This is a genomic window from Intrasporangium sp., from assembly GCF_035280925.1.
In the GTDB taxonomy this organism is placed as follows: domain Bacteria; phylum Actinomycetota; class Actinomycetes; order Actinomycetales; family Dermatophilaceae; genus Intrasporangium.
Map to the genome: position 1 here is coordinate 1 of NZ_DATEEY010000118.1, position 23,766 is coordinate 23,766.

25 protein-coding genes are annotated in these 23,766 nt (G+C 69.5%); 23 read left to right on the forward strand and 2 right to left on the reverse strand.

The window, feature by feature from the left end:
• From rho to VJN29_RS11540, 19 genes are all read left to right on the forward strand, one after another.
• A partial coding sequence (rho, locus tag VJN29_RS11450; RefSeq protein WP_324143759.1) for a transcription termination factor Rho occupies positions 1 to 1,477 on the forward strand: 1,477 nt, incomplete at its 5' end.
• Between the two features lie 245 nt (positions 1,478 to 1,722).
• Positions 1,723 to 2,547, forward strand: coding sequence for a hypothetical protein (locus VJN29_RS11455; RefSeq protein ID WP_324143760.1), 825 nt, complete (start codon positions 1,723 to 1,725; stop codon positions 2,545 to 2,547).
• 190 nt (positions 2,548 to 2,737) lie between these two features.
• Entirely contained in the window at positions 2,738 to 2,953 is a 216-nt protein-coding gene (rpmE, locus tag VJN29_RS11460) for a 50S ribosomal protein L31 (RefSeq protein ID WP_324143761.1), read from the forward strand.
• Between the two features lie 86 nt (positions 2,954 to 3,039).
• Complete coding sequence (gene prfA, locus VJN29_RS11465) at positions 3,040 to 4,116, forward strand: peptide chain release factor 1 (RefSeq protein ID WP_324143762.1); 1,077 nt, start codon at positions 3,040 to 3,042, stop codon at positions 4,114 to 4,116.
• Positions 4,113 to 4,988, forward strand: coding sequence for a peptide chain release factor N(5)-glutamine methyltransferase (gene prmC / locus VJN29_RS11470; protein ID WP_324143763.1), 876 nt, complete (start codon positions 4,113 to 4,115; stop codon positions 4,986 to 4,988). The genes prfA and prmC overlap by 4 nt, the downstream gene beginning before the upstream one ends.
• 126 nt (positions 4,989 to 5,114) lie before the next feature.
• Positions 5,115 to 5,792, forward strand: coding sequence for an L-threonylcarbamoyladenylate synthase (locus VJN29_RS11475; RefSeq protein WP_324143764.1), 678 nt, complete (start codon positions 5,115 to 5,117; stop codon positions 5,790 to 5,792).
• A 57-nt stretch (positions 5,793 to 5,849) separates the two neighbouring features.
• Positions 5,850 to 7,130, forward strand: coding sequence for a serine hydroxymethyltransferase (glyA, locus tag VJN29_RS11480; protein ID WP_324143765.1), 1,281 nt, complete (start codon positions 5,850 to 5,852; stop codon positions 7,128 to 7,130).
• Positions 7,131 to 7,208: 78 nt separating this feature from the next.
• A complete protein-coding gene (locus VJN29_RS11485) occupies positions 7,209 to 8,306 on the forward strand; it encodes an MraY family glycosyltransferase (protein ID WP_324143766.1) in 1,098 nt (365 codons plus the stop codon).
• Positions 8,307 to 8,392: 86 nt separating this feature from the next.
• Positions 8,393 to 8,836 carry a hypothetical protein gene (locus VJN29_RS11490; RefSeq protein ID WP_324143767.1) on the forward strand — a complete coding sequence of 148 codons (444 nt, stop codon included), beginning with the start codon at positions 8,393 to 8,395 and terminating at the stop codon, positions 8,834 to 8,836.
• Between the two features lie 24 nt (positions 8,837 to 8,860).
• Complete coding sequence (locus VJN29_RS11495) at positions 8,861 to 9,121, forward strand: AtpZ/AtpI family protein (protein ID WP_324143768.1); 261 nt, start codon at positions 8,861 to 8,863, stop codon at positions 9,119 to 9,121.
• A gap of 151 nt (positions 9,122 to 9,272) precedes the next feature.
• Positions 9,273 to 10,088, forward strand: coding sequence for a F0F1 ATP synthase subunit A (gene atpB / locus VJN29_RS11500; RefSeq protein WP_324143769.1), 816 nt, complete (start codon positions 9,273 to 9,275; stop codon positions 10,086 to 10,088).
• Between the two features lie 117 nt (positions 10,089 to 10,205).
• Complete coding sequence (locus VJN29_RS11505) at positions 10,206 to 10,406, forward strand: ATP synthase F0 subunit C (RefSeq protein WP_324143770.1); 201 nt, start codon at positions 10,206 to 10,208, stop codon at positions 10,404 to 10,406.
• A gap of 86 nt (positions 10,407 to 10,492) precedes the next feature.
• Positions 10,493 to 11,059 (forward strand): F0F1 ATP synthase subunit B, encoded by a 567-nt coding sequence (locus tag VJN29_RS11510; RefSeq protein WP_324143793.1) that lies wholly within the window; start codon positions 10,493 to 10,495, stop codon positions 11,057 to 11,059.
• Positions 11,059 to 11,871, forward strand: coding sequence for a F0F1 ATP synthase subunit delta (locus VJN29_RS11515; RefSeq protein WP_324143771.1), 813 nt, complete (start codon positions 11,059 to 11,061; stop codon positions 11,869 to 11,871). The genes VJN29_RS11510 and VJN29_RS11515 overlap by 1 nt, the downstream gene beginning before the upstream one ends.
• A gap of 81 nt (positions 11,872 to 11,952) precedes the next feature.
• Positions 11,953 to 13,584 (forward strand): F0F1 ATP synthase subunit alpha, encoded by a 1,632-nt coding sequence (atpA, locus tag VJN29_RS11520; RefSeq protein ID WP_324143772.1) that lies wholly within the window; start codon positions 11,953 to 11,955, stop codon positions 13,582 to 13,584.
• A 153-nt stretch (positions 13,585 to 13,737) separates the two neighbouring features.
• Positions 13,738 to 14,679: a F0F1 ATP synthase subunit gamma gene (locus VJN29_RS11525; protein WP_324143773.1), complete on the forward strand. Its 942-nt coding sequence runs from the start codon at positions 13,738 to 13,740 to the stop codon at positions 14,677 to 14,679.
• Positions 14,680 to 14,703: 24 nt separating this feature from the next.
• The gene (gene atpD, locus VJN29_RS11530; protein ID WP_324143774.1) at positions 14,704 to 16,164 is read left to right on the forward strand and encodes a F0F1 ATP synthase subunit beta; all 1,461 of its coding nucleotides are present in this window, start codon (positions 14,704 to 14,706) and stop codon (positions 16,162 to 16,164) included.
• Positions 16,165 to 16,278: 114 nt separating this feature from the next.
• Positions 16,279 to 18,117 (forward strand): hypothetical protein, encoded by a 1,839-nt coding sequence (locus VJN29_RS11535; RefSeq protein WP_324143775.1) that lies wholly within the window; start codon positions 16,279 to 16,281, stop codon positions 18,115 to 18,117.
• Between the two features lie 21 nt (positions 18,118 to 18,138).
• Positions 18,139 to 19,527 (forward strand): NAD(P)/FAD-dependent oxidoreductase, encoded by a 1,389-nt coding sequence (locus tag VJN29_RS11540; RefSeq protein WP_324143776.1) that lies wholly within the window; start codon positions 18,139 to 18,141, stop codon positions 19,525 to 19,527.
• A gap of 234 nt (positions 19,528 to 19,761) precedes the next feature.
• On the opposite strand, the gene VJN29_RS11545 is transcribed toward VJN29_RS11540, so the two are convergent.
• Positions 19,762 to 20,202: a DUF6918 family protein gene (locus VJN29_RS11545; protein WP_324143777.1), complete on the reverse strand. Its 441-nt coding sequence runs from the start codon at positions 20,200 to 20,202 to the stop codon at positions 19,762 to 19,764.
• 149 nt (positions 20,203 to 20,351) lie between these two features.
• Here VJN29_RS11545 and VJN29_RS11550 point away from each other — a divergent pair, with 149 nt between their 5' ends.
• Positions 20,352 to 20,633, forward strand: coding sequence for a F0F1 ATP synthase subunit epsilon (locus tag VJN29_RS11550; RefSeq protein ID WP_324143778.1), 282 nt, complete (start codon positions 20,352 to 20,354; stop codon positions 20,631 to 20,633).
• 9 nt (positions 20,634 to 20,642) lie between these two features.
• On the forward strand, positions 20,643 to 21,080 hold the full coding sequence (locus VJN29_RS11555) for a DUF2550 domain-containing protein (protein ID WP_324143779.1): 438 nt from the start codon (positions 20,643 to 20,645) through the stop codon (positions 21,078 to 21,080).
• A gap of 36 nt (positions 21,081 to 21,116) precedes the next feature.
• Here VJN29_RS11555 and VJN29_RS11560 read toward each other — a convergent pair whose 3' ends face one another.
• The gene (locus VJN29_RS11560) at positions 21,117 to 21,758 is read right to left on the reverse strand and encodes a cob(I)yrinic acid a,c-diamide adenosyltransferase (RefSeq protein ID WP_324143780.1); all 642 of its coding nucleotides are present in this window, start codon (positions 21,756 to 21,758) and stop codon (positions 21,117 to 21,119) included.
• Between the two features lie 108 nt (positions 21,759 to 21,866).
• On the opposite strand from VJN29_RS11560, the gene murA reads away from it, so the two are divergent.
• Positions 21,867 to 23,156: a UDP-N-acetylglucosamine 1-carboxyvinyltransferase gene (gene murA, locus VJN29_RS11565; protein ID WP_324143781.1), complete on the forward strand. Its 1,290-nt coding sequence runs from the start codon at positions 21,867 to 21,869 to the stop codon at positions 23,154 to 23,156.
• A 193-nt stretch (positions 23,157 to 23,349) separates the two neighbouring features.
• Positions 23,350 to 23,700, forward strand: coding sequence for an STAS domain-containing protein (locus VJN29_RS11570; RefSeq protein WP_324143782.1), 351 nt, complete (start codon positions 23,350 to 23,352; stop codon positions 23,698 to 23,700).
• The last annotated feature ends 66 nt before the right edge of the window (positions 23,701 to 23,766 follow it).

Consider the following 23,766-nt stretch of genomic DNA (forward strand, 5'->3'; position numbering starts at 1 on the left):
GGTCGAGCAGGCCGGCGGGCCGACCCAGTCCGAGCGGCAGCAGGCGGAGGCGAGCCAGGACCAGGACCGGCAGCAGGACCGGCAGCAGGACCGGCAGCAGGACCGGCCGGACCGCCAGCAGGAGCGCGACGCTCAGCAGGATCGGGAGGACCACCGCGACAGCCGGGACAACCGGGAAGGTCAGCCCGGTGGCCGGTACGACGACGACGACCGCGGCAACCGCCGCAGCCGCAACCGCCAGCGCAGCCGGGACCGCAAGCGTGGCCGCAGCGGGTCGGCGACCGACTGGAGCGACGCCGAGCCGCAGATCGGCGACGACGACGTCCTCGTCCCCGTGGCCGGGATCCTGGACGTGCTGGAGAACTATGCGTTCGTCCGCACGTCCGGCTACCTGCCGGGCCCGAGCGACGTGTACGTCCCGCTCGGCATGGTCAAGAAGCACGGTCTGCGCAAGGGCGACGCCGTCACCGGGGCCGTCAAGGCGCTCCGCGAGGGAGAGCAGCCCACCGGCAACGTCGGCCGACAGAAGTACAACGCACTCGTTCGGCTCGACACCGTCAACGGGCAGGGGCCGGATGACGCGCCAAAGCGGGTGGAGTTCGGCAAGCTGACGCCGCTCTATCCGCAGCAGCGCCTGCGCCTCGAGACCGAGGCGGGCCAGCTGACGACGCGGGTCATCGACCTCGTGGCTCCGATCGGCAAGGGCCAGCGCGGTCTCATCGTCGCCCCCGCCAAGGCCGGCAAGACGATGGTCATGCAGGCGCTCGCCAACGCCATCACGACGAACAACCCGGAATGCCACCTCATGGTCGTCCTGGTGGACGAGCGGCCCGAAGAGGTCACCGAGATGCAGCGCGCGGTCAAGGGGGAGGTCATCGCCTCCACGTTCGACCGGCCGGCGGACGACCACACCACCGTCGCCGAGCTCGCCATCGAGCGCGCCAAGCGCCTGGTCGAGCTCGGGCACGACGTCGTCGTCCTCCTCGACTCGATCACCAAGCTCGGGCGCGCCTACAACCTGTCGGCGCCGGCAAGCGGGCGGATCCTGTCCGGTGGTGTCGACTCGGCCGCGCTCTACCCGCCGAAGAAGTTCTTCGGGGCGGCGCGCAACATCGAGAACGGCGGCTCCCTGACCATCCTCGCGACCGCGCTCGTGGAGACGGGCTCGAAGATGGACGAGGTGATCTTCGAGGAGTTCAAGGGCACCGGGAACATGGAGCTCAAGCTCGACCGCCAGCTCGCGAACCGGCGCATCTTCCCGTCCGTGGACATCAACGCGTCCGGCACCCGCCGCGAGGAGCTCCTGCTCGCCAGCGAGGAGCTCAAGATCGTGTGGAAGCTGCGTCGCGTCCTCGGTGGGCTCGACACCCAGCAGGCCATCGAGCTGCTCCTCGACCGGCTCCGGAAGACCAAGACGAACTACGAGTTCCTCACCAAGGTCCAGCAGACGAGCAGCGCGCGGCTCGACGAGGACTGAGGCCCGAACCTGCGTGCCAGGAGCGCGGAATATCGCGCGCCTGGCACGCAGGGCCAGAGCTGTCCACAGGACGCCGGCGCGCGACGGGTGAACGCCGTCAGGATCATGGGGTGGAGTCCCAACCTCTGCCCCGCAGGAGGAAACCGCGTCGGCGTCTGTCGCGGGCGGAGCGCACTCGTGCGGCGCTAACAGTCGCCGAGCTGCACGACGGTGTTGCCCGTCGAGCCGACCTCCGTACGGTCGGTGTGACCAGGGCCGACGTGCGCACCGAGATCGGTGCCGGCAGGTGGACGACGGCGGGGAAGCACACGGTGGTGATCGGGTCCGGCACGCTCACCGCAGCGGCGCGTCACTGGCAGGCCGTCTGGGAGAGCGGCTCGGGGGCGGTGCTGGACGGGGCCGCGGCGCTCGTCGCGTCCGGGCTCTCGGGCTTCACGCCGACCCGGATCGACGTCTCGCTGCCCCGCAACAACCGCAGGCACGCGGTCCCCGGTGTCGTGCGCCATCTGCGATCGACGATGCCGCCTGCGCTTGCCGTGGGCATCCCGCGGGTCAGGCCGGAGTGGGCGACCATCCACGCGGCGCAGTGGGCAGCGTCCGACCGGCAGGCGGCCCTGCTCCTGTGCCTGCCGGTGCAGCAGCGCCTGGTGCTGCCGGAAAGAGTCCTGCAGGCCTGGCACGCCTCGTCCCACGGCCCCAGGCACGAGCTGCTCGAGGTCCTCGTGCGTGATGTGTGCGATGGAGCGCACTCCTTGGGTGAGCTCGACTTCGCTGGCATGTGCCGGGAGCGAGGCCTGCCCGAGCCGAGCCGGCAGGAGGTCCGTCGCCTTCCCAGCGGTCGGGTCTACCTCGACACCGGCTGGGATGACTTCGCTCTCGTTGTCGAGATCGACGGCGGTCACCATGCCTTGGCACTGAACCCCATCGACGACGCCCTGAGGCAGAACGACGTCGTTCTCTCCGGCGATCGGGTGCTTCGGATCCCGGTCCTCGGACTGCGTCTGCAGCCGAGGGCCTTCATGGACCAAGTGGTGCGGGCGCACCAGCAGGCCCAGACAGCCGCAGCCTGAGTGCCAGAGGCGCGACACTTCGCGCGCTTGGCACACTCGGGCCCGAGGACCGGGAATGCCGGGGCGTCGCCCAGCGTTTTGGGACTCGTGCGCCACCTCTGGCACACTCTTCCTTTGGACCGGTTCACGGCATCACTGGCACGACTGCGCGTCTGCAGCCGACCCGGCCACTCATCTCGAGGAGATCACGTTGAAGAAGGACCTTCACCCCACCTACGTGGAGACCCAGGTGACCTGCACCTGTGGCAACACGTTCACGACCCGCAGCACGGCGAAGAACGGCGTCATCCACGCCGATGTCTGCTCGCAGTGCCACCCGTTCTACACGGGCAAGCAGAAGATCCTCGACACCGGTGGCCGCGTCGCCCGGTTCGAGGCTCGTTACGGCAAGAAGGCCGCCAAGTAGGTCTCCCGCTCGCCGGCTCCCACGACCTCGGTCGTCGGGGGCCGGCGTTCTTCACGGCAATGTCCGGAGGCAAGGGTGGAGGCACCGTGCGTGAGTCAGTCCAGGCGATCCTCGACGAGTACGCCGACCTCGAGGCGCGCCTCGCCAACCCGGACATCCACACCGACCAGGACCTCGTCCGGACGCTGAACAAGCGCTACGCCGCACTGGCGCCCACCGTCGCGGCCGCTCGCGCCTGGCAGGCGGCCCGTGACGACCTGGGAGCCGCCCGCGAGCTCGCCACCGAGGACCCAGCGTTCGCGGACGAGATCCCCGCCCTCGAGCACTCCCTCGCCGAGACCGAGGAACAGCTGCGCCGCCAGCTCATCCCCAGGGACCCGGACGACGACCGCGACGTCCTCCTCGAGGTCAAGGCGGGCGAGGGCGGCGACGAGTCGGCCCTCTTCGCCGGTGACCTGCTCCGGATGTACCTGCGCTACGCCGAGCGCCGTGGGTGGCGCACCCAGATCGAGGATGCGACCGAGTCCGACCTCGGTGGGTACAAGGACGTCCGCGTCTCCATCAGGGCCCGCGGTCGGGTCGGCCAGGACGAGGGGCCGTGGGCGCGCCTGAAGTACGAGGGCGGCGTGCACCGCGTTCAACGCGTCCCGGTCACCGAGTCGCAGGGCCGCATCCACACGAGCGCAGCGGGGGTCCTGGTCATGCCGGAGGCCGAGGAGGTCGAGGTGACGATCGACCCCAACGACCTGCGCATCGACGTCTACCGCAGCTCAGGCCCCGGCGGCCAGAGTGTCAACACGACCGACTCCGCCGTGCGCATCACCCATGTGCCGACCGGCCTCGTCGTCTCGTGCCAGAACGAGAAGTCGCAGCTGCAGAACAAGGAGGCGGCGCTCCGCGTCCTCCGGGCCCGCCTCCACCAGATCGCCAAGGACGAGGCCGACGCCGAGGCATCCGCCGCTCGACGCAGCCAGGTTCGCACGGTGGACCGCAGCGAACGGATTCGCACCTACAACTTTCCGGAGAACCGGATCTCGGACCACCGCACCGGCTTCAAGGCCTACAACCTCGACGCGGTGCTCGACGGCGACCTCGACCCGGTCGTCCAGTCCGCCCTCGACGCTGACGAGGCGGCCAAGCTCGCCGCGCTGGCGGGACCGTGACCCACCTCCGCGCGGCGGTCCGCAGCGGTACGGCGCATCTTCGCGAGGCCGGCATCCCCTCACCTGAGGTCGACGCGGTGGAGCTCGCCGCGCACGTGCTCGGCACACCCGCCGCCGACATCCGTCGGCTGATGATCGTGGGGGGTGTCCTCCCAGCCACCTTTGAGCCGGCGTATGCCGCTGTGCTCGCCGAGCGCGCCCGCCGCGTCCCGCTCCAGCACCTCACCGGACGGGCCCACTTCCGCACGCTGACCCTCGACGTCGGGCCCGGGGTCTTCGTGCCGCGCCCAGAGACCGAGGTGCTCGTTGACCTGGCCCTCGCGGAGGTCGACCGGGCCTCTGGAACCGGGCCCAGCGGCATACGGCTCGTTGACCTGTGCGCTGGGTCGGGAGCGATCGCGTTCGCGATCAAGCAGGAGCGGCCACACGTGTCGGTGCGCTCGCTCGAGCTGTCGGAGCACGCCGTCGCATGGGCGGCGGCCAACCGCGTGCGGCTCGGCCTCGACGTCGAGGTCGTGCACGGAGATGCGACGGAGCCAGCCTTCCCCGACTGGCAGGGAACGGTCGACATCGTCACGGTCAACCCGCCCTACATCCCGGTCGGGGCGATGCCGTTGGATCCTGAGGTGCGGGACCACGACCCCGAGCTGGCGCTCTACGGCGGCAGTGCGGACGGGCTGGCGACCCCGGTGGCCGTCGCAAGGACGGCGGCCGGCCTGCTCCGGCCAGGTGGCCTGCTGCTCATGGAGCACGCGGACTCACAGGGGGAGTCCCTGCCCGCGGCGCTGGGACGCGCGGGTCGGTGGGAGGACGTCGAGGACCACCGGGATCTCGCGGACCGTCCGCGCGTGACGTCAGCCCGCCGCCGCTGACGTCGCCGCCTGCTCAGGCGGCGTCTGCCAGACGCTCCCGTGACTGTCTCCCTGGCCTCCGCTCCGGAGGTGGAGGCAGTGTCGGGCCGCAACTTTGCCCACCGCACGGCCAGTAGTCTCTGCTGGGTGAGTGAGCGCTACGACTGCACCGATCCCACGGGCCGGGCGGAGGGAATGGCCGCGGCCGGCGCCGCGATCCGTCGAGGCCAGATCATCGTTCTGCCGACGGACACCGTCTACGGCGTCGGGTGCGACGCCTTCGATGCCGACGCTGTCGCCGCGGTGCTCGCCGCCAAGGGCCGCGGCCGTGACATGCCGCCGCCGGTGTTGATCCCGACCGCTCGCACCGCTCACGGGCTCGCCGCGCAGGTTCCCGACCATGCCAACACGCTCATGGAGCAGTTCTGGCCGGGACCGCTCACGGTGATCCTCATGGCGCAGACCTCCTTGCACTGGGACCTCGGCGACACGAACGGCACCGTGGCGCTCCGGGTGCCCGACAACCCCATCGCGCTCGAGCTGCTGGGCGACATCGGCCCCATGGCCGTGACGAGCGCGAACACCACCGGCGCCCCCGCCGCACGGAGCCTCGACGAGGCGCAGCAGATGCTGGGGGAGTCCGTCGCCGTCTACCTCGATGGCGGCCCGAGTGTCGAGAACGCGCCGTCGACCATCGTCGACTGTACCGGCGAGTTCCCGGTGACCCTTCGGCTGGGCGCCCTGGCCCAGTCCGACATCGACGCGGCGCTCGCTGCGCCTTCCCAGCCGCAAAGCCCTGAGCACCCTCCCGGGGCGACGTCCTAGAGTTGGCCTGCACCCCAACGACCCGCTCGCACCCGCCACCACCTACGGAGATCTCCCATGGCTGACGACACGACGTTCTACGGCTCCGACTTCGGGGCGCTCCAGGCCTTCGACCCGGAGATCGCCGGGGTGCTGGTGTCAGAGCTCGACCGCATCCGCGGTGGGCTGCAGCTCATTGCGAGCGAGAACATCAGCTCACCTGCGGTGCTCACGGCGCTGGGGTCGACCCTGTCCAACAAGTACGCCGAGGGCTACCCGGGCCGGCGCTACTACGGTGGCTGCTCCGAGGTCGACAAGGCCGAGCAGGTCGCCATCGAGCGAGCCAAGCAGCTCTTCGGCGCCGACCACGCGAACGTCCAGGCACACTCCGGGGCCTCGGCCAACCAGGCCGTCTACGGCGCCTTCATGCAGCCCGGTGACACCTTCCTCGCGATGAGCCTGCCCATGGGTGGGCACCTGACCCACGGCTCCAAGGTGTCCTTCTCGGGCAAGTGGTTCAACGCCGTGGGCTACGGCGTGGACAAGGAGACCGAGGACATCGACTACGGCCAGGTCGAGGCGCTGGCCCGGGAGCACCAGCCAAAGGTCATCTGCGCCGGCGGTTCGGCGATCCCGCGCCTCATCGACTTCGAGCGGTTCCGGGCCATCGCCGATGAGGTGGGCGCGATCTTCTGGGTCGACGCAGCGCATTTCATCGGCCTCGTGGCCGGCCAAGCGATCCCTTCGCCCGTTCCCCACGCCGACGTCGTCACCTTCACCACGCACAAAGTCCTCCGTGGCCCGCGCTCGGGAGCGTTGGTCTGCAAGGCCGAGCATGCGGCAGCGCTCGACAAGGCGATCTTCCCGATGATGCAGGGCGGCCCCCAGATGCACACCATCGCGGCCAAGGCGGTCAACTTCAAGGAGGCCGCCACACCGGAGTTCGCCCAGTACGCCAAGGAGGTCATCGCCAACAGCAGGCAGCTCGCCGAGAGCCTCAAGGACCTCGGCATCCGCCCGACGACCGGCGGCACCGACACGCATCTCTCGCTGCTCGACCTCCAAGACATCGGGGTCACGGGCAAGGACGCCGAGGCGCGGGCCGACGCAGCGGGAATCGTCCTGAACAAGAACGCGATTCCCTTCGACCCGCAGAAGCCGAACATCGCCTCCGGCATCCGCGTCGGCACGCCGTCGGTGACGACGCAGGGGATGGGCATCGAGGAGATGAAGACGATCGCCCGCCTCATCCACACGGCGGTCACCAAGGGTGACGGTGACCCGGAGGGCGCCGTGAGCCGTGAGGTTCGTGCGGAGGTCAGCGAGCTCGTGACGCGCTTCCCCGCGTACCCCCGCTGAGAGACCGTGCCACACACCCGGCCGACGTATGCCGCTGAGCCAGCTCAGCGGCATACCCTCCCGTCATTGGGCGGCTGAGTGCACGAGTACGTCCTGATCCTCATCATTGCGGCCGCGGTCACGTACATCGCGACTCCCTTCGTGCGCAGCCTCGCGGTGGCGACGGGCGCCTTCACGGCCGTTCGCGAGCGGGACGTCCACTCGACCCCGATCCCGCGGCTCGGGGGGGTGGGGATCTACATCGGCTTCGTCGCCGCTGCGCTCGTCGCGCGCAACCTGCCCTACCTCGGCACCCTGTTCAGGGACCGCCAGATCCTCGGCGTGCTCGTGGCCGGCGGCATCATGTGCCTCGTCGGTGCCTTCGACGACATCCGAGAGCTCGACTGGCTGACCAAGCTGGCCGGGCAGATCCTCGCCGCCGGACTGATGGCCTACGCCGGTGTGCAGCTCCTGTCGTTGCCGATCTCGGGGACGACCATCCTGCCCACCCCGGTCCTCGTGCTCTTCACGATCGTGGTCGTCATCGCGTCGACCAACGCCGTCAACTTCATCGACGGGCTGGACGGCCTCGCGGCCGGAGTCGTCGGGATCGCCGCGTTCGCCTTCTTCATCTACAGCTATCTCGTCTCGCGCGACTTCGTGCCGGCCAACGTCTTCTCCGTCGCGACCCTCATCTGCGCCGCCCTCGTCGGCTGCTGCGCCGGGTTCCTCCCGCACAACTTCCACCCGGCTCGGCTCTTCATGGGTGACTCAGGGGCGCTCACCCTGGGGCTGCTCCTCTCGGCAGCCACCATCACCCTGACCGGCAACGTCGACCCGAGCGAGGTGACGGCCAACCAGGTCACCGCGGTCTTCCTGCCGCTCGTGGTGCCGATCGCCGTCCTGCTGCTGCCGTTCCTCGACATGGTGCTCGCGGTGATCCGGCGGACGCGGGCCGGCCGGCGGCCCTGGCACCCCGATGCCATGCACCTGCACCACCGGATGCTCCAGATCGGGCACAGCCATCGGCGAGCCGTGCTCATCATGTACCTCTGGGCCGCCATCGTGGCGCTCGGGTCGGTCTCATTCGTCGTGTGGGAGGGATGGCGGCCGCTCGGGGTCCTGGCGGTCGCCGTCGTGACGGGTGTCGTGCTCACGGTGTGGCTGCCCAGGTGGAGGCCATACAAGCGCTTGTGATACCTTTCACAAGCAACCGGAGGCGGTCGCGGACCCGCTCGCCATCCAGCCCAAACCCGATCCCCAGCCCCCGAGGTAGCTCAGTCGTGCGGACCATCCAGAGCCGTTCCGGTGCCCGGTCGCCGGTCCGCTCGATGCTGCTGACCTCACTCGTCCTCTCCGCCGCCAGCGTGCCCGTCATCGCCTTGGTGGCGTGGCTGTGGCGCGGCCAGACCGGGGCCCTGTCAGCCCTCGTCGGAGCCCTGGTCGTCGTCGGCTTCTTCGTCGTCGGCCACTTCGGGGTCCGCGCCGTCGTGGCGGGGGAGCCGGGGCTGTCCATCGCCGGTGCCTTCGTCGTCTACTTCGGCCAGCTCATCACGCTCGTCGCCGTGTTCCTCGTCCTGCGCCGGGCCGGCTGGCTGGACGGCCGTGCTTTCGCCGCTGCGGCCATCCTCCAGACCCTGGTCTGGCAGGTGGGGCAGGTGGTCGGCTTCCGCAGGGGCCGCCACGAGATCTACCCAGATGTCACGCTGCCCTCGGGGCGGTCGTGATGTCCCTCTCATTCGGAGGTCGCCATGACCGAGCCCCAGCAGCAGCCGGACGACTCGCGACAGGAGCCCACGCCAGAGAACCCCGTCCTTTCCGCCGGCAAGTTCGCCTCCGACCAGACCTCGGCCAGCGTCATTGCCTATCTCATCACCGGGCCGGCGGTCTTCGGCGGCCTCGGGGTGCTGCTGGACCGCTGGCTCGGCACGAGCTTCATCGTCGTGCTCGGGCTGCTCGGTGGGATGGCCCTGTCGTTGTACGTGATCTGGCTCCGGTACGGTACGCCGTAGCATTCTCGGCTGAACGCACCTCGAGCGGCGCGTCGGGAGGGCGGGCCGATTCAGCGGCGCGCGGGCCCTGCGGCTGCCTCGCGACACGCGGTCGTCCCGCGCCCAGCAGTTCAGCCCGTAGGTGTTCGACATCGATGACCAAGGAGAGCTTGTGAGCTTGAACGTCCTGGCGACCAGCGTGGGCAGCCTGGCGGCAGCGGGCGAGGGTGAAGAACACTTCCCACCCACCCCGGAGATCTTCTGGACGCCGCTGTTCTCCATCGGGCCCGTGTCGATCACCCGGCCCATGGTCGTCGTGGCGCTGTCCGTCGGTCTCATCGCCTGGTGGCTCCTCGCCACGACGAAGCGGGCGGCCGTCGTCCCGTCCAAGGGCCAGTTCTTCGCCGAGGGCGTCTATGGCTTCGTCCGGAACGGCATCGCCAAGGACATGATCGGCAGCAAGGAGTTCCTGCGGTTCGTCCCGTTGCTCTTCGCGCTCTTCGTCTTCATCCTGGTCAACAACCTGTTCGGCATCCTCCCCCCGATCCAGATGCCGAGCATGGCGCGCATCGGCTTCCCCATCGCCCTGACGCTCGTCGTCTATGTCGTCTACCACGCCATCGGCATCCAGAAGCACGGAGTCGTGGGTTACTTCAAGTTCCTCATCCCGGGGGGGCTGCCGGGCTGGATCAAGCCGTTCATCTTCGTGCTCGAGTTCATCACCTTCTTCATCACGCGCCCGCTCACGCTCGCCCTCCGACTCTTCGGCAACATGTTCGCCGGCCACATGCTCCTCGTCGTCTTCATCGTCGGGGGCTGGGAGCTGTTCAACGCAGACAGCTTCCTGCTCAAGCTGACCGCACTGCCGTCGTGGGCCCTGGCCTTCGCCTTCACCCTCTTCGAGGCGCTGGTGCAGTTCCTGCAGGCGTACGTCTTCACCCTCCTCGCCGCCTCCTACATCGGTGGCGCCCTGATCGAGGAGCACTGACCCTCGTGAGCCTCCGAGGTGCCCGGCCTGCCGGGCACAACTGACAAAACGCAAGGACATCTGGCCGGCACGGTGCCGGCAGATAACCCAAACAAAACACACGAAAGAGGAAACATCGTGGAAGGCAACCTCTCGCTCGTCGGCTACGGCCTCGCGACCATCGGCCCGGCCATCGCCGTCGGCCTGATCTTCGCCGCGTACATCAACGGTGTCGCCCGCCAGCCGGAGTCCGGCCGGCTCCTCCAGCCCATCGCCATTCTCGGCTTCGCCCTCGCCGAGGCGCTCGCCATCTTCGGCCTGGTGCTCTTCTTCCTCTGACAGCCCGACGCCGGCTCGTCACGCACCGTTCGCAGCACTAGGCACTAGGAGTTTCCGTGCAACTCAACGCCATCGCCCCGGCACTGATGCCGGGGCAGACCGAGGAGCCGTCGGCGACCCTGCCGATCCTCCCGTACCTGCCGGAGCTCGTCTTCGGCCTCATCGCCTTCGGCATCGTCTACTGGGTGGTCAAGGCGAAGGTCGTGCCCAACCTCGAGAAGGCCTACGCCGAGCGCACCGAGGCCATCCAGGGCGGCATCCACAAGGCCGAGGAGGCGCAGGCCCAGGCCCAGGCGGCGCTCGAGCAGTACCAGGCCCAGCTGACGGAGGCTCGTGCCGAGGCCTCCAAGATCCGTGAGGATGCCAAGGCGCAGGGCGCGCAGATCATCGCCGAGATGCGTGAGCAGGCTGCGTCGGAGGCGGCGCGCATCACCGACATCGCCCACAAGCAGATCGAGGCCGAGCGCCAGCAGGCGATCGTGTCCCTCCGCGGCGACGTCGGCCGCATGTCGACCGATCTCGCGAGCCGGATCGTCGGCGAGTCGCTGCACGACGAGACCCGGCAGAAGGGCATCGTCGAGCGCTTCCTCGCTGAGCTCGAGTCGGGCGAGGTCGTCCGGGAGAAGGTCGGCAGCAAGACCGAGGACGTCTGATGCGTGGATCCTCACGCGCTGCAGCGGCCGGGAGCCGAGACGCGTTCACCGGCGCGCTCGCGGCCACTGGCAGTCGGTCGACGTTGGCGGAGGAGCTCTTCGGGGTCGTCGGCGTCATCGACGGCAACGCCACCCTGCGCCGGGCCCTCGCCGACCCGTCGCGTGAGGGAGCGGACAAGGCGGCCCTGGCGGAGCGGCTGTTCGCGGGCAAGGTGAGCGCCGAGACGCTCGTCGTCCTGGGGGGTGTCGTCGGGCAGCGTTGGAGCACGGAGCGTGACCTGTCCGACACCCTCGAGGCTTACGGCGTCGAGACGATCATCGCCTCCGCCGAGACCGCCGGCCGGGAGGACCGCGTCGAGGACGAGCTGTTCCGCTTCGAGCGCATCGTCGCGGCCAACGAGCCACTCAGGGCAGCTCTGGGCGACCAGACGGTCCCGGCGGAGAGGCGCGCGGCCCTCGTCGACTCGCTGCTTTCCGACAAGGTCGCGGACGAGACTCTCGCGCTGGCCCGCCAGGCGGTGACCGCCCCTCGCGGTCGTCGCTTCGACCGCGCCGTGAGCAGCTACCTCGAGACGGCGTCGGCCCGACGCGAGCAGCAGACGGCGACCGTGACGTCGGCGGTGCCCCTCACGGCGGACGACCGCGAGCGTCTGGCTGCGGGACTGTCGTCGATCTACGGTGGCAGGGTGCACATCAACACCCTCGTCGACCCTCGGGTCCTCGGCGGCGTCAAGGTCGAGATCGGCGACGAGGTCATCGACGGCACGATCATGCGCAAGCTCGATGGCGCACGCAGGGCCATGGGCGCCTAGCGTCCCAACGAGACACACACCTGCTTTGTTGAACCCCACCGACTCGCGGAGCGCGGGTCGAAACCGAGGAGAAGATCTGACATGACGGAGCTTTCGATCCGTCCGGAGGAGATCCGGGACGCGCTGGACTCTTTCGTCCAGTCCTACGAGCCCGGCGCGGCCTCCCGCGAAGAGGTCGGCCGCGTCAGCGACGCCGGTGACGGTATCGCTCACGTCGAGGGTCTGCCCTCGGCCATGACCAACGAGCTGCTGCAGTTCGAGGACGGCACCCTGGGCCTCGCGCTCAACCTCGACGTCCACGACATCGGTGTCGTCATCCTCGGTGACTTCGCCGGCATCGAAGAGGGCCAGACGGTCAAGCGCACGGGCGAGGTCCTCTCCGTCCCGGTCGGTGACGCCTTCCTGGGCCGCGTCGTCGACCCGCTGGGCAACCCGATCGACGGCCTGGGCGAGATCGCGTCGGATGCGCGCCGCGCCCTCGAGCTGCAGGCGCCGACGGTGGTCCAGCGCAAGTCGGTGCACGAGCCCCTTCAGACCGGCATCAAGGCCATCGACTCGATGACGCCGATTGGCCGCGGCCAGCGCCAGCTCATCATCGGCGACCGGCAGACCGGCAAGACGACCGTGGCTGTCGACACGATCATCAACCAGAAGCGCAACTGGGAGTCGGGTGACCCCGACCAGCAGGTTCGCTGCATCTACGTCGGGATCGGCCAGAAGGGATCGACCATCGCGTCGGTCCGGGGAACGCTGGAGGAGGCCGGCGCCCTCGAGTACACGACGATCATTGCCGCCCCAGCGTCCGACTCGGCCGGCTTCAAGTACCTCGCCCCGTACACCGGATCGGCGATCGGTCAGCACTGGATGTACCAGGGCAAGCACGTCCTCATCGTCTTCGACGACCTGTCCAAGCAGGCCGAGGCCTACCGCGCCGTGTCCCTCCTGCTGCGCCGCCCGCCGGGCCGCGAGGCGTACCCGGGTGACGTCTTCTACCTGCACTCGCGGCTCCTCGAGCGCTGCGCGAAGCTCTCGGACGACCTGGGCCACGGCTCGATGACCGGCCTGCCGATCATCGAGACGAAGGCGGGTGACGTCTCGGCGTACATCCCGACCAACGTCATCTCGATCACCGACGGCCAGATCTACCTCCAGGCCGACCTGTTCAACGCCAACGTCCGGCCCGCCATCGACGTGGGTGTCTCCGTCTCCCGAGTGGGTGGTGCCGCGCAGGTCAAGGCGATGAAGGACGTCGCGGGCCGCCTCAAGCTCGACCTGGCGCAGTTCCGCGCGATGGAGGCGTTCGCCATGTTCGCCTCCGACCTCGACCCCGCCTCCCGAGCCCAGCTGGCTCGTGGCGCGCGCCTTGTCGAGCTGCTCAAGCAGCCGCAGAGCAGCCCCTACCCGGTCGAGGAGCAGGTCGTGTCGATCTGGGCCGGCACGACCGGCAGGCTCGATGACATCGCCGTGGAGGACGTCCGCACCTTCGAGGCCGAGCTGCACGACACCCTGCGTCGCGAGGGCAAGATCCTCCAGACGATCCGGGAGACCAAGAAGCTCGACGAGGACACCGTGGCTGCGCTCGAGAAGGTCTTCGACGACGTGAAGTTCACCTTCCAGGGCACCGGCCGTGAGGGCCTCGAGGCGGGCCACGAGGAGTTCGACGAGCTCGAGGCCGACGAGATCACCCAGGCCCAGATCGTCAAGTCCCGGTAGGCGCCCGGGGGAGCCGCCCCGTGACTCCCGGAAGCCCGCGTGGCTGGGAGGGCACGGGGGCGAGCCCCCAGCCCAGCGGCATACGGAATGGGCCGGCCGGCCCGCACCCGAACCGAACGACTTTCGTTTTCCAGACCAAGAGAGGCGGAGCACATGGGAGCGCAGATGCGGATCTACCGCCAGCGCATCAAGTCCGTCAACTCCATCAAGAAGATCACCAACGCGATGGAGCTGATCGCGGCCGCTCGCGTCATCAAGGCTCGCCAGCGCGCGGTCGAGGCGGTGCCGTACACGAACGCGCTGACGCGCGCCGTCTCCGCCGTTGCGAGCCACACGAACGAGGACCACCCGCTGACCACGGCGAAGTCCACCGCCCAACGAGCCGGCGTCGTCATCATCACCTCCGACCGCGGGCTGGCCGGGTCCTACGCGGCCTCGGCCCTCAAGGAGGCCGCCGAGCTCGTCGCGCGGCTGCAGAGCGAGGGCAAGGAGGTCGTGCCCTACCTCGTCGGCCGCAAGGCGGTGGCCTACTACAAGTTCCGCAAGCGTCCGTATGCGGCGGAGTGGAGCGGCTTCACCGACGCGCCCAGGTTCGAGCACGCCAGCGAGATCGCCGACCGGATCACGGCCGACTTCCTCAAGGAGACCGAGGAGGGCGGCAACGACGAGATCCACGTCGTGTTCACCCGCTTCCGCTCGATGGTCCGTCAGGACCCGCACGTCCTGCGGCTGCTGCCCCTCGAGGTCGTCGAGGCGGATGAGGCGGGAGGCGACACCGGGCTGGACTTCTCGGTGCAGTCCTACGAGGAGGGTCAGCTCGTGCCGCAGTACGAGTTCGAGCCGACCGCCGACCAGGTGCTCGACCTGCTCCTGCCGAAGTACGTCCGCAACCGCATCTTCACCTGCTTGCTCAGCTCGGCGGCGTCAGAGCTCGCCGCCCGGCAGCGGGCGATGAAGTCGGCCACGGACAATGCGGGAGAGCTCATCAAGAAGTACGAGCGCCTGGCCAACCAGGCGCGGCAGGCGGGCATCACCCAAGAGATCAGCGAAATCGTGGGCGGCGCGAACGCCCTCGCCGACGCCAAGACGAAGTAACGCCCTAGCGAAGGAACATTCACCATGACTGCAACTGTCAGCGACAAAGCGGTGCAGGCCGAGGCCGGGGGCGGCGTCGGACGCATCGCGCGCATCATCGGCCCGGTCGTCGACGTCGAGTTCCCGAGCGACGCGATGCCCGAGCAGTACAACCTCCTGACGACACAGGTCGCACTCGGCGGCGAGACGAAGAACATCAACCTGGAGGTCGCCCAGCACATCGGCGACAACATGGTCCGGGCCATCTCGCTCCAGCCGACCGACGGACTCGTCCGCGGCTCGACGGTGCAGGACACCGGCGGCCCGATCACCGTCCCGGTGGGCGACGTCACCCTCGGTCACGTGTTCAACACGACCGGCGAGTGCATGAACCTCGCGGAGGGCGAGACGCTCGAGGTCGAGGAGCGCTGGGGGATCCACCGCAAGGCCCCGGCCTTCGACCAGCTCGAGCCCAAGACCCAGATGTTCGAGACAGGCATCAAGGTCATCGACCTGCTCACCCCCTACGTGCAGGGTGGCAAGATCGGCCTCTTCGGCGGCGCCGGCGTCGGCAAGACGGTGCTCATCCAGGAGATGATCGCTCGTGTCGCCCGCGACCACGGTGGTGTGTCGGTGTTCGCCGGCGTGGGGGAGCGCACCCGTGAGGGCAACGACCTCATGGTCGAGATGGAGGAGGCGGGCGTCCTCGGCCAGACGGCGCTCGTCTTCGGCCAGATGGACGAGCCGCCGGGCACGCGTCTGCGTGTCGCCCTCTCGGCCCTGACGATGGCGGAGTACTTCCGTGACGTCCAGAAGCAGGACGTGCTCCTGTTCATCGACAACATCTTCCGCTTCACCCAGGCCGGTTCCGAGGTCTCGACCCTCCTCGGCCGGATGCCGTCCGCCGTCGGATACCAGCCCACGCTCGCCGACGAGATGGGTGTCCTCCAGGAGCGCATCACCTCGACGCGTGGTCACTCGATCACGTCGATGCAGGCGATCTATGTGCCGGCCGACGACTACACCGACCCGGCCCCGGCGACGACCTTCGCCCACCTCGACGCCACGACCGAGCTCTCGCGCGACATCGCTTCGATGGGCATCTACCCCGCTGTCGACCCGCTGACGTCGACGTCGCGGATCCTCGACCCGCGGTACGTCTCGCAGGAGCACTACAGCACGGCGGTCCGGATCCGCTCGATCCTCCAGCGCAACAAGGAGCTGCAGGACATCATCGCGATCCTCGGTATCGACGAGCTCTCGGAAGAGGACAAGATCCTCGTCAACCGAGCTCGCCGGATCCAGCGCTTCCTGTCGCAGAACACGTACGTCGCGAAGCAGTTCACCGGTATCGAGGGCTCGACCGTTCCGCTGGCCGACACGATCGAGGCCTTCACGAAGATCGCGGACGGCGAGTACGACCACGTGGCCGAGCAGGCCTTCTTCATGTGCGGCGGCCTCGACGACGTCGAGCGCCAGTGGGCCGAGATCCAGAAGAACCTCTGAGCCGTCGGGCCGTAGCCTGGATCGGTTTGTCCGATCGCCGGCGCCCCTCCGGGGCGTCGGCGCTGTCGTACGCCGGTCACCTCGACGGGCGCCATCGCCTGGTGTGGTGGCGTCATGAGAATGCGTGTCCGGCGGGGGCGGGAGGGGGACATCATCAGTAGCGATTCGGGTCCGGCCGTCGCCGCTGCCGGGACCGCCCCCGCCGCTGCCGCGCGAGTGTGGCGGCGATCCCGGAAGAGGCCCGGCTGGCTCACCCTCCTCACCTCGGCGGTCGTGCTGTGGGCCCTGGCCAGAGTGCAGCTCGGCTTCGACTACGGCGATGGCCCGCATGCCGTCGGGCTGGCGATGCGGCTGGCGGACGGCGACCGGCCGTTCGTGGACGAGATGAACCTGCAGGTGATGGGGTCCTGGCCTGCCGTCCCGTTCGTCTGGCTGTGGATGCACACCGTCGGAACCGACGGGATCGTCCTCGCCTCGAGGGTGTACTTCGTCCTGCTCAGCCTTCTCGTCGCGCACGTGTCGTGGCGCGCGATCGCACCCGTGGTCGGGCGGGGCACCTCCGCGGCTGTCATCGCGATCGCGGTCATACCTGCCGCGTACAACCTTCCGGTGGTCAGCTACAACACGACGCCGGCCCTGCTCCTGCTCCTCGCCACCTGTGCCATCATCGCGGCGGTCACCCGGCGGGTCGCCGCCTGGGCCTGGGTCGGCGGGGCGGCGCTGGCGCTCGGTGCGGCTGCGCACCCGGTCACCGTGCCGACGGGGCTGCTGCTCGGCGTCATCGGGCTAGTGCTTCTCGGCCGGAGCCGACTGGCCCTCTACCTGCTGGGCGGTGCGGCAGGCGCGGCCGCAGTCGTCCTGATCGCTCTCGTGACCCTGTGGGGCGGCCTCGACGCGCTGCGCGCGACCATCGACTTCACGGTCGACTACCAGAGCCTGCGCCCTTCCAGCGGCGCCAGGTTGCGGCACGCCGTGAGCGCCTACCGCGACTCGTTCGGCTGGCTGGTCCCGGCCGCGGCGGTTCTCTGCCTGGTGGCGGCGCTCGTGCCGACCGCGAGAGCAGGCCGCTCCTGGCGGGTCTGGGCCCGCACGGCACTCTTCGTGGTCGCCGGGGTCCTGCTCACCGTCGCCATGCTGCGCGGCGGCCTGGACGGCCCCAGCGTCGTGTCGTGGTCCTGGACGAGCGGCTTCACCGCAACGGCGCTGGTCCTCGTCCTCGCAGTGCCCGCCGCGATCCTCGCGGTCCGGTCGGGCGACCGGCTCTCCCGGCGGGTTCTCGTGCTCGGCCTACCGCCCACCTTGCTGGGGATCCCGGTGATCTGGGCCATGACGTCCGCATCGCCGGCGTGGGGCTCGACGTCGGCCGTGCTCACGCCTGGCATGGTCGGGATCTTCACCGTCCTCCTTCGGGACCTGTCCCGCGGGTTCAAGGGCGCCGTCGGCCGGCCTGTTCGTTGGCCGGCCGCTGTCCTCTCCGGCCTGGTCCTCGTGCTCCTCGCCGCGTCCCACACCCTGACGTCGTACCGCACGCCGCCCGTCGCGGACCTGCGGACCCGGGTCACCTTCGGCATCAACGCCGGTCTGGTGAACTCCGAGAGGGAGGTCCGGATCCTCGCGGACAAGACGCGTCTCGCCCGCCAATGCGGTCGAACGGCGCTGGACTACGAGCAGCCCACGGGTCACCAGCTCGGCGAGGTCCGCATCGTGTCACCGATCATCTGGCTGGTGCGCTTCGAGGGCGCCAACCAGGTGGTCGTCGACTGGCTCACCACACGTGACGCCCACCCGGACTGCATCTTCATCTCGACCAGGACCTGGCCGCCGTCGCCTGGCTTGCTGGCGAACGACCCGCTGCTCCGGTGGATCCAGGAGCGTTACGTCCTCGTCGGCGAGGTCGACAACCTGGACCTGCTGCGCCGCGCCGACCTGCCGCCGGCCGGACCGGCGCCGTGACAGCCCACGTACAGTGACGGCATGAGCGGTCACCGGTCAGGACGCCATCGGGTCGTTGTCATCGGGTCGGGCTTCGGCGGCCTGTTCGCGACCCAGCGGCTCAAGGGGGCCGACGTCGAGGTCACCCTCATCGCCCGCACGACACACCATCTGTTCCAGCCGCTCCTCTACCAAGTCGCGACCGGGATCCTGTCGGAGGGCGAGATCGCGCCGTCGACCCGGGAGGTGCTCGCCCGCCAGCGCAACGCCGAGGTGCTCCTCGGAGAGGTCACGCAGATCGACGTCGCAGGCCGCACGGTCTCCCACGAGTCGGTCGGACGGGTCACGGTCACGCCCTACGACACGCTCATCGTCGCTGCCGGCTCCTCCCAGTCCTACTTCGGCAACGACCAGTTCGCCCGGCATGCCCCGGGCATGAAGTCGATCGACGACGCCCTCGAGCTGCGGGGGCGGATCTTCGGCTCCTTCGAGCTCGCCGAGCTCGCGTCGAGCCCGGCCGAGATCGAGCGGCTCATGACCTTCGTGGTCGTCGGCGCCGGGCCGACCGGGGTCGAGATGGCAGGACAGATCGCCGAGCTGGCCCACCGCACCCTGAGCCGGGACTTCCGCCGCATCGACCCGCACGACGCGCGCATCATCCTGCTGGACGCCGCTCCGAAGGTGCTTGCCTCGTTCGGGGAGGAGCTCGGGGGCAAGGCGCGACGGCGGCTCGAGCGGATGGGGGTCGAGGTGCGGCTCGGCGCCAAGGTCGTCGACGTCGACCTGACCGGGATCGAGGTGGAGTACACCGACGGCACGCGTGAGCGGATCGAGTCGGTCTGCAAGGTCTGGGCCGCGGGCGTCAGCGCATCACCGCTTGGCGCGCACCTCGCGGAGCAGACCGGAGCGGGGCTCGACCGGGCCGGACGGATCGAGGTCCTGCCCGACCTGACCCTGCCGGATCATCCCGAGGTGTTCGTGGTCGGGGACATGATGGCCCTCGACAGCCTGCCCGGTGTGGCCCAGGTGGCGATCCAGAGCGGCCGCTACGCCGCGGACCAGGTCAAGGGGCGCCTGGCGGGTCAGCCTCCTGCGGAGCCGTTCCGGTACGTCGACAAGGGGTCGATGGCGACGATCTCGCGGTTCTCGGCCGTCGCGTCGATCGGCAAGGCACGCTTCAGCGGCTTCTTCGCCTGGGTGCTCTGGCTCGGGGTCCACCTGCTCTACATCATCGGGTTCAAGCACCGGGTGACCACCCTGCTGCACTGGGCCATCAGCTTCCTCGGCAGCGGCCGCGCGGAGCGTGTCGTGACGCAACAGCAGGTCTTCGCCCGGACGGCGATCGAGGACCTCGGCGACCGCTTCCGACCGGAGCTGCCCCGGGTCGTCACCGACCGTCCACGGGAGCAGTCCCCGCCAGCCTCGGAGTGAACGATGCCGTATGCCGCTGAGCCAGCCTGCGGCTCGGCCGCTCAGTTGGGCACCCTTCCGTCCTCTCGAAGGAGCGGCGCGGAGTGCACACTCGACCGGGGTGGGCGGCGCGGAGTGCACACACGGCCCGGGGGGTGGGCGGCGCGAAGTGCACACTCGACGGGAAGGGCGGGAGGGCTGGGGGCCAGCCCTCCCGCGAGACCGGCTCAGCGGCATACGGCCGCCATGTGTCGATCAGGCGCGGACGAGGCGCTCCACCGTGGCGCCCAGGCGTGGGAGCGCGGCGACCACCTGCTCCTTGGCCTTGCCCCGCAGCGCCTTGTAGACCTTCTTCGCCGAAGCGTGGGACGTCGCTTCCGCCTTGGCATCGGTGACGGCGAGGAGGGCGTCGGCCGCCTCCTGGGACCGAGCCTGCAGGTGGGCCGCGAATCCGGCGTCGCCCTTGCTGGCCCAGAAGGGGTCGAGGGCCGCCGCGAACTGGGGCAGCAGACGGTCGGTGGCGCTCGGGACGAAGTCGCCGCCGAGCTTCCGGGCGGCGGTGTAGCCGGCCTTGACGGCCGCGCCGCCGATGCCCGACTTTTCGGCGACCTCGGCATCGATGACCTCGGTCAGGGCGGCCACGGCGGCCGGTCGACGGGTCTGGTCGAGGAGGGCGTCGGACACAGCAGTGCTCACTGGTGGGCTCCTTGGAGTTGGTGATGGAGGAATCGTGACGGTCGCGACGGCAACCACGGCAACCCGGGTCGGCAGGTCGACATCGCGTACGGAGCATCCTGTCAGAGGCACTAAACTGCGAAGCACATCCCCACGACTCGGAGGAAGACGTGAGTTCGCTCAAGGTTGAGATGGTTGCCGCCGACCGCAAGGTCTGGGAAGGCGAGGCGAAGCTGGTGCGCGCTCGCTCCATCGCCGGCGAGCTCGGCATCCTGCCCGGCCACACGCCCCTGCTGGGCGTTCTCGTCGAGGGCGACGTCACCATCGAGGCGCTCGACGGGGCTCGGTCCACCGTGACCGTGGACGGCGGGTTCCTCTCGGTCGACTCCGACGTCGTCACCATCGTCGCCGAGCACGTCGACGCCTCGTCGATGCACACGACCCCCAACTGAGGTCCGCCCGTGCCGTCCGTTCTCGTCTCCACCGAGATCGTGATCGGCCTGCTCCTGATCATCGCGCTCGTCGTGCTCGGAGCCACCTACCTGCGCCGGCGCTACATCGCCGCCGGTCAGCAGCTGACCCTCTGCGGCTACCGTGCCAGCGGCTCCGACCGCTGGCACCTCGGCCTGATGCGCCTCGGAGACAACGCCCTCGAGTGGTACACGCTCGGGGGCGCTTCGCTGCGCGCGAAGCGACGCTGGCAGCGGCAGGCGCTGCTGCTCGAGGCGCCCCGGTTGCTCCCGCCAGAGGAGTCGCTGGCCCTGCTGCCGGACGCCTACGCCGTCGTCTGCACCGAAGGGCTCGAGACCTTCGAGCTCGCCCTCCAGGGCCCGGACTACACCGCCGTCCGCTCGTGGCAGGAGGCGGCGCCGCCCGGCTACAACGTCAACGTGGCCTGACACGCAGGCGTTGCTGGCGCGATGGGGTCGCTGGCGTCAGTTCGCCGCGGCCCTGCCCTTCTTCTCGGGCTTGGCGACTCGGCCACCGCCCGGCTGCCAGAGGACGTCGCCGCCGATCGGCAGGTTGGCGATCCGGGCCAGGATGAAGAGCAGGTCCGAGAGTCGGTTGAGGTACTTGGCCGTCAGCACGTTGACGCCCCCGACGCCGCGTTCAGCACCGGGCTGGTCGCCGTGGGTCTCGATCGCTGCCCACGCCGCACGCTCCGCCCGTCGCACGATGGTCGTGGCCAGATGCAGGTGGGCCGAGCCGGGGGTCCCGCCGGGGAGGATGAAGGAGCGCAGCTTCTCGAGGCGCTCGAGGTAGTGGTCGCAGTCCCGTTCGAGGTCGTCGATCCATGGCTGGTCCACCCGCAGCGGTGGGTACTCGTAGGTCTCCTGGAGCGGGGTCGAGAGGTCCGCCCCGACGTCGAACATCTCGTTCTGGACCCGCAGCAGGGTCGCCTTGACCTCGTCCTCCAGACCACCCGCCGCGATGGCGATGCCGATGGCGGCATTCGCCTCGTTGGTGTCGGCGTAGGCATGCAGCCGATCATCGTTCTTGCTCGTGCGCGAGAAGTCACCGAGGCTCGTCGTCCCGTCGTCACCAGTCCGGGTGTAGATCTTCGTGAGGTTGACCATGTCAGCACTCTCTCACTCATCAGATTTCCCGTCGGCCATGGGAGCAGGTGTCGGCATGGTCGGCATGCTCTGCATGCTCGGCATGCTCGGCGTGGGTAAGGTCGCAGCGTGAGAGAGCGGGTTCGGGTCGTCGGTGGCGCGCGACTCGTCGGCGAGGTCCCCATCGTCGGCGCCAAGAACAGCGCTCTCAAGCTCATGGCGGTGGCCCTTCTCGCCGAGGGTCGGACCACCCTGACGAACATCCCCGAGATCGCCGACGTGCGGATCATGGCCGAGCTGCTGCGGCGACTCGGCGCCTCCGTCGACTACGACCCCGAGGCGGGAGTCGCCGTCATCGACGTCCCTGCAACCATCGGGCATCGCGCTGACTACGAGCTAGTGCGGGCCCTGCGGGCCTCGATCTCGGTGCTCGGCCCTCTCGTCGCACGGGTCGGGAGGGCGGACGTCGCCATCCCGGGTGGTGACGCGATCGGGTCACGTGGTCTCGACCTCCATGCGGCCGGCCTGGAGTCCCTGGGCGCCGAGGTGCGCGTCACCCACGGCTACCTCGTGGCCAAGGCGCCGCGCGGCCTCCGCGGGGCGGAGATCCGGCTCGACTTCCCCAGCGTCGGCGCGACCGAGAACATCCTGATGGCCGCCGTCCTTGCACGTGGCCGCACGACGATCGACAACATCGCGCGCGAACCAGAGATCGCTGACATCGCGGAAATGCTCATGTCCATGGGCGCGCGCATCACTGGCGTGGGCACGTCCTGCCTCGTGGTCGACGGCGTCGACACCCTCCAGCCGACCGAGCACCGCGTCCTCCCGGACCGGGTGGCCGCAGGAACCTGGGCCTTCGCCGCCGCGACGACCTGCGGTGACATCGAGGTGGTCGGGGGCGTCGCGGAGCACCTGCGCTCACCCCTCCACTCACTGGCAGCGGCGGGCTGTCACGTGGAGGGCACGGCGCGCGGCTTTCGGGTCGCGGCGCCCGACGGAGCCGCGCGCCCGAGGGCGTTCGACGTCGCAACCCTGCCGTACCCGGGATTCCCGACCGACCTGCAGCCCTTTGCACTGACCTACAACGCGGTGGCCGTGGGCAGCGCCATGGTGACCGAGAACCTCTTCGAGGCACGCTTCCGCACCGTGCAGGAGCTCGCCCGACTGGGGGCGGACATGCAGGTCGACGGCCACCACGTCATGACCCATGGCGTCCCGCTCCTGTCCGGCGCCCCCGTCGAGAGCAGCGACATCCGGTCAGGTGCGGCCCTTGTCATCGCCGGCCTGGTCGCGGAGGGCTACACCCTCGTCAGTGGCGTCCACCACATCGACCGTGGCTATCCACACTTCGAGGTCGCGCTCCGCTCGCTCGGCGCTGACGTGACCCGCGAGCCGGACGAGCACTGGTACGAGTAGTCCACATCCTGAGATCAGCAGTTCGACTTGACGGAGTCTTTAACGTCCCGGGGGTCCGAGCAGGTTTTCTTGACCTTTTCTTGACTCCGGAGGGCAACCCTCTTGGGTTCGGCGGCGTCATCATGAATGACGGCAGCAGCAGTTGAGAGGGGTCACAATGTCGCTGAATGCCCACCGGAATGCACACCGAAGGATGTCGACGCGGACGCCGGTCAAGGTGCTCGAAGCACCCGATGGGCATGACGTGATCATCGAGGGTCGCCTCGACGTCCACACCGTCCCCGACATCCGTGACGCCATTCACGCCATCATCGCCAACGGCGCCGGTGAGCTCCGCCTCCACCTGGGCGGTGCCGAGATCGGCGATGCCACCGGACTCGGCGTCATCCTGCACCTGCACCGCCGAGCCACGCGCGCCGAGCGGCGGCTCCTCCTGGTCGACCCGAGCGATCGCACCCGACGACTGCTGCGCGGATGCCGCCTCGACCGCATCCTCGCCTCGCGGCAGGGCGGGCCGCGGACTGTGGCGCCTCTCACCGCCTGACCGACTCCCCGACGTGGAGGCCCGGAGGTACCTTCGGGACCATGCCCGACGAGAGCCCTACGCCTG

Bases quoted from the DNA above. Each gene is read 5' to 3' on its own strand.
- atpD (WP_324143774.1), top strand. From the start codon at position 14,704: ATGACTGCAACTGTCAGCGACAAAGCGGTGCAGGCCGAGGCCGGGGGC.
- VJN29_RS11570 (WP_324143782.1), top strand. From the start codon at position 23,350: ATGTCGACGCGGACGCCGGTCAAGGTGCTCGAAGCACCCGATGGGCAT.
- VJN29_RS11540 (WP_324143776.1), top strand. From the start codon at position 18,139: ATGAGCGGTCACCGGTCAGGACGCCATCGGGTCGTTGTCATCGGGTCG.
- VJN29_RS11515 (WP_324143771.1), top strand. From the start codon at position 11,059: ATGCGTGGATCCTCACGCGCTGCAGCGGCCGGGAGCCGAGACGCGTTC.
- VJN29_RS11560 (WP_324143780.1), bottom strand. From the start codon at position 21,758: ATGGTCAACCTCACGAAGATCTACACCCGGACTGGTGACGACGGGACG.
- VJN29_RS11535 (WP_324143775.1), top strand. From the start codon at position 16,279: ATGAGAATGCGTGTCCGGCGGGGGCGGGAGGGGGACATCATCAGTAGC.
- VJN29_RS11510 (WP_324143793.1), top strand. From the start codon at position 10,493: ATGCCGGGGCAGACCGAGGAGCCGTCGGCGACCCTGCCGATCCTCCCG.
- glyA (WP_324143765.1), top strand. From the start codon at position 5,850: ATGGCTGACGACACGACGTTCTACGGCTCCGACTTCGGGGCGCTCCAG.
- atpA (WP_324143772.1), top strand. From the start codon at position 11,953: ATGACGGAGCTTTCGATCCGTCCGGAGGAGATCCGGGACGCGCTGGAC.
- VJN29_RS11525 (WP_324143773.1), top strand. From the start codon at position 13,738: ATGGGAGCGCAGATGCGGATCTACCGCCAGCGCATCAAGTCCGTCAAC.
- VJN29_RS11495 (WP_324143768.1), top strand. From the start codon at position 8,861: ATGACCGAGCCCCAGCAGCAGCCGGACGACTCGCGACAGGAGCCCACG.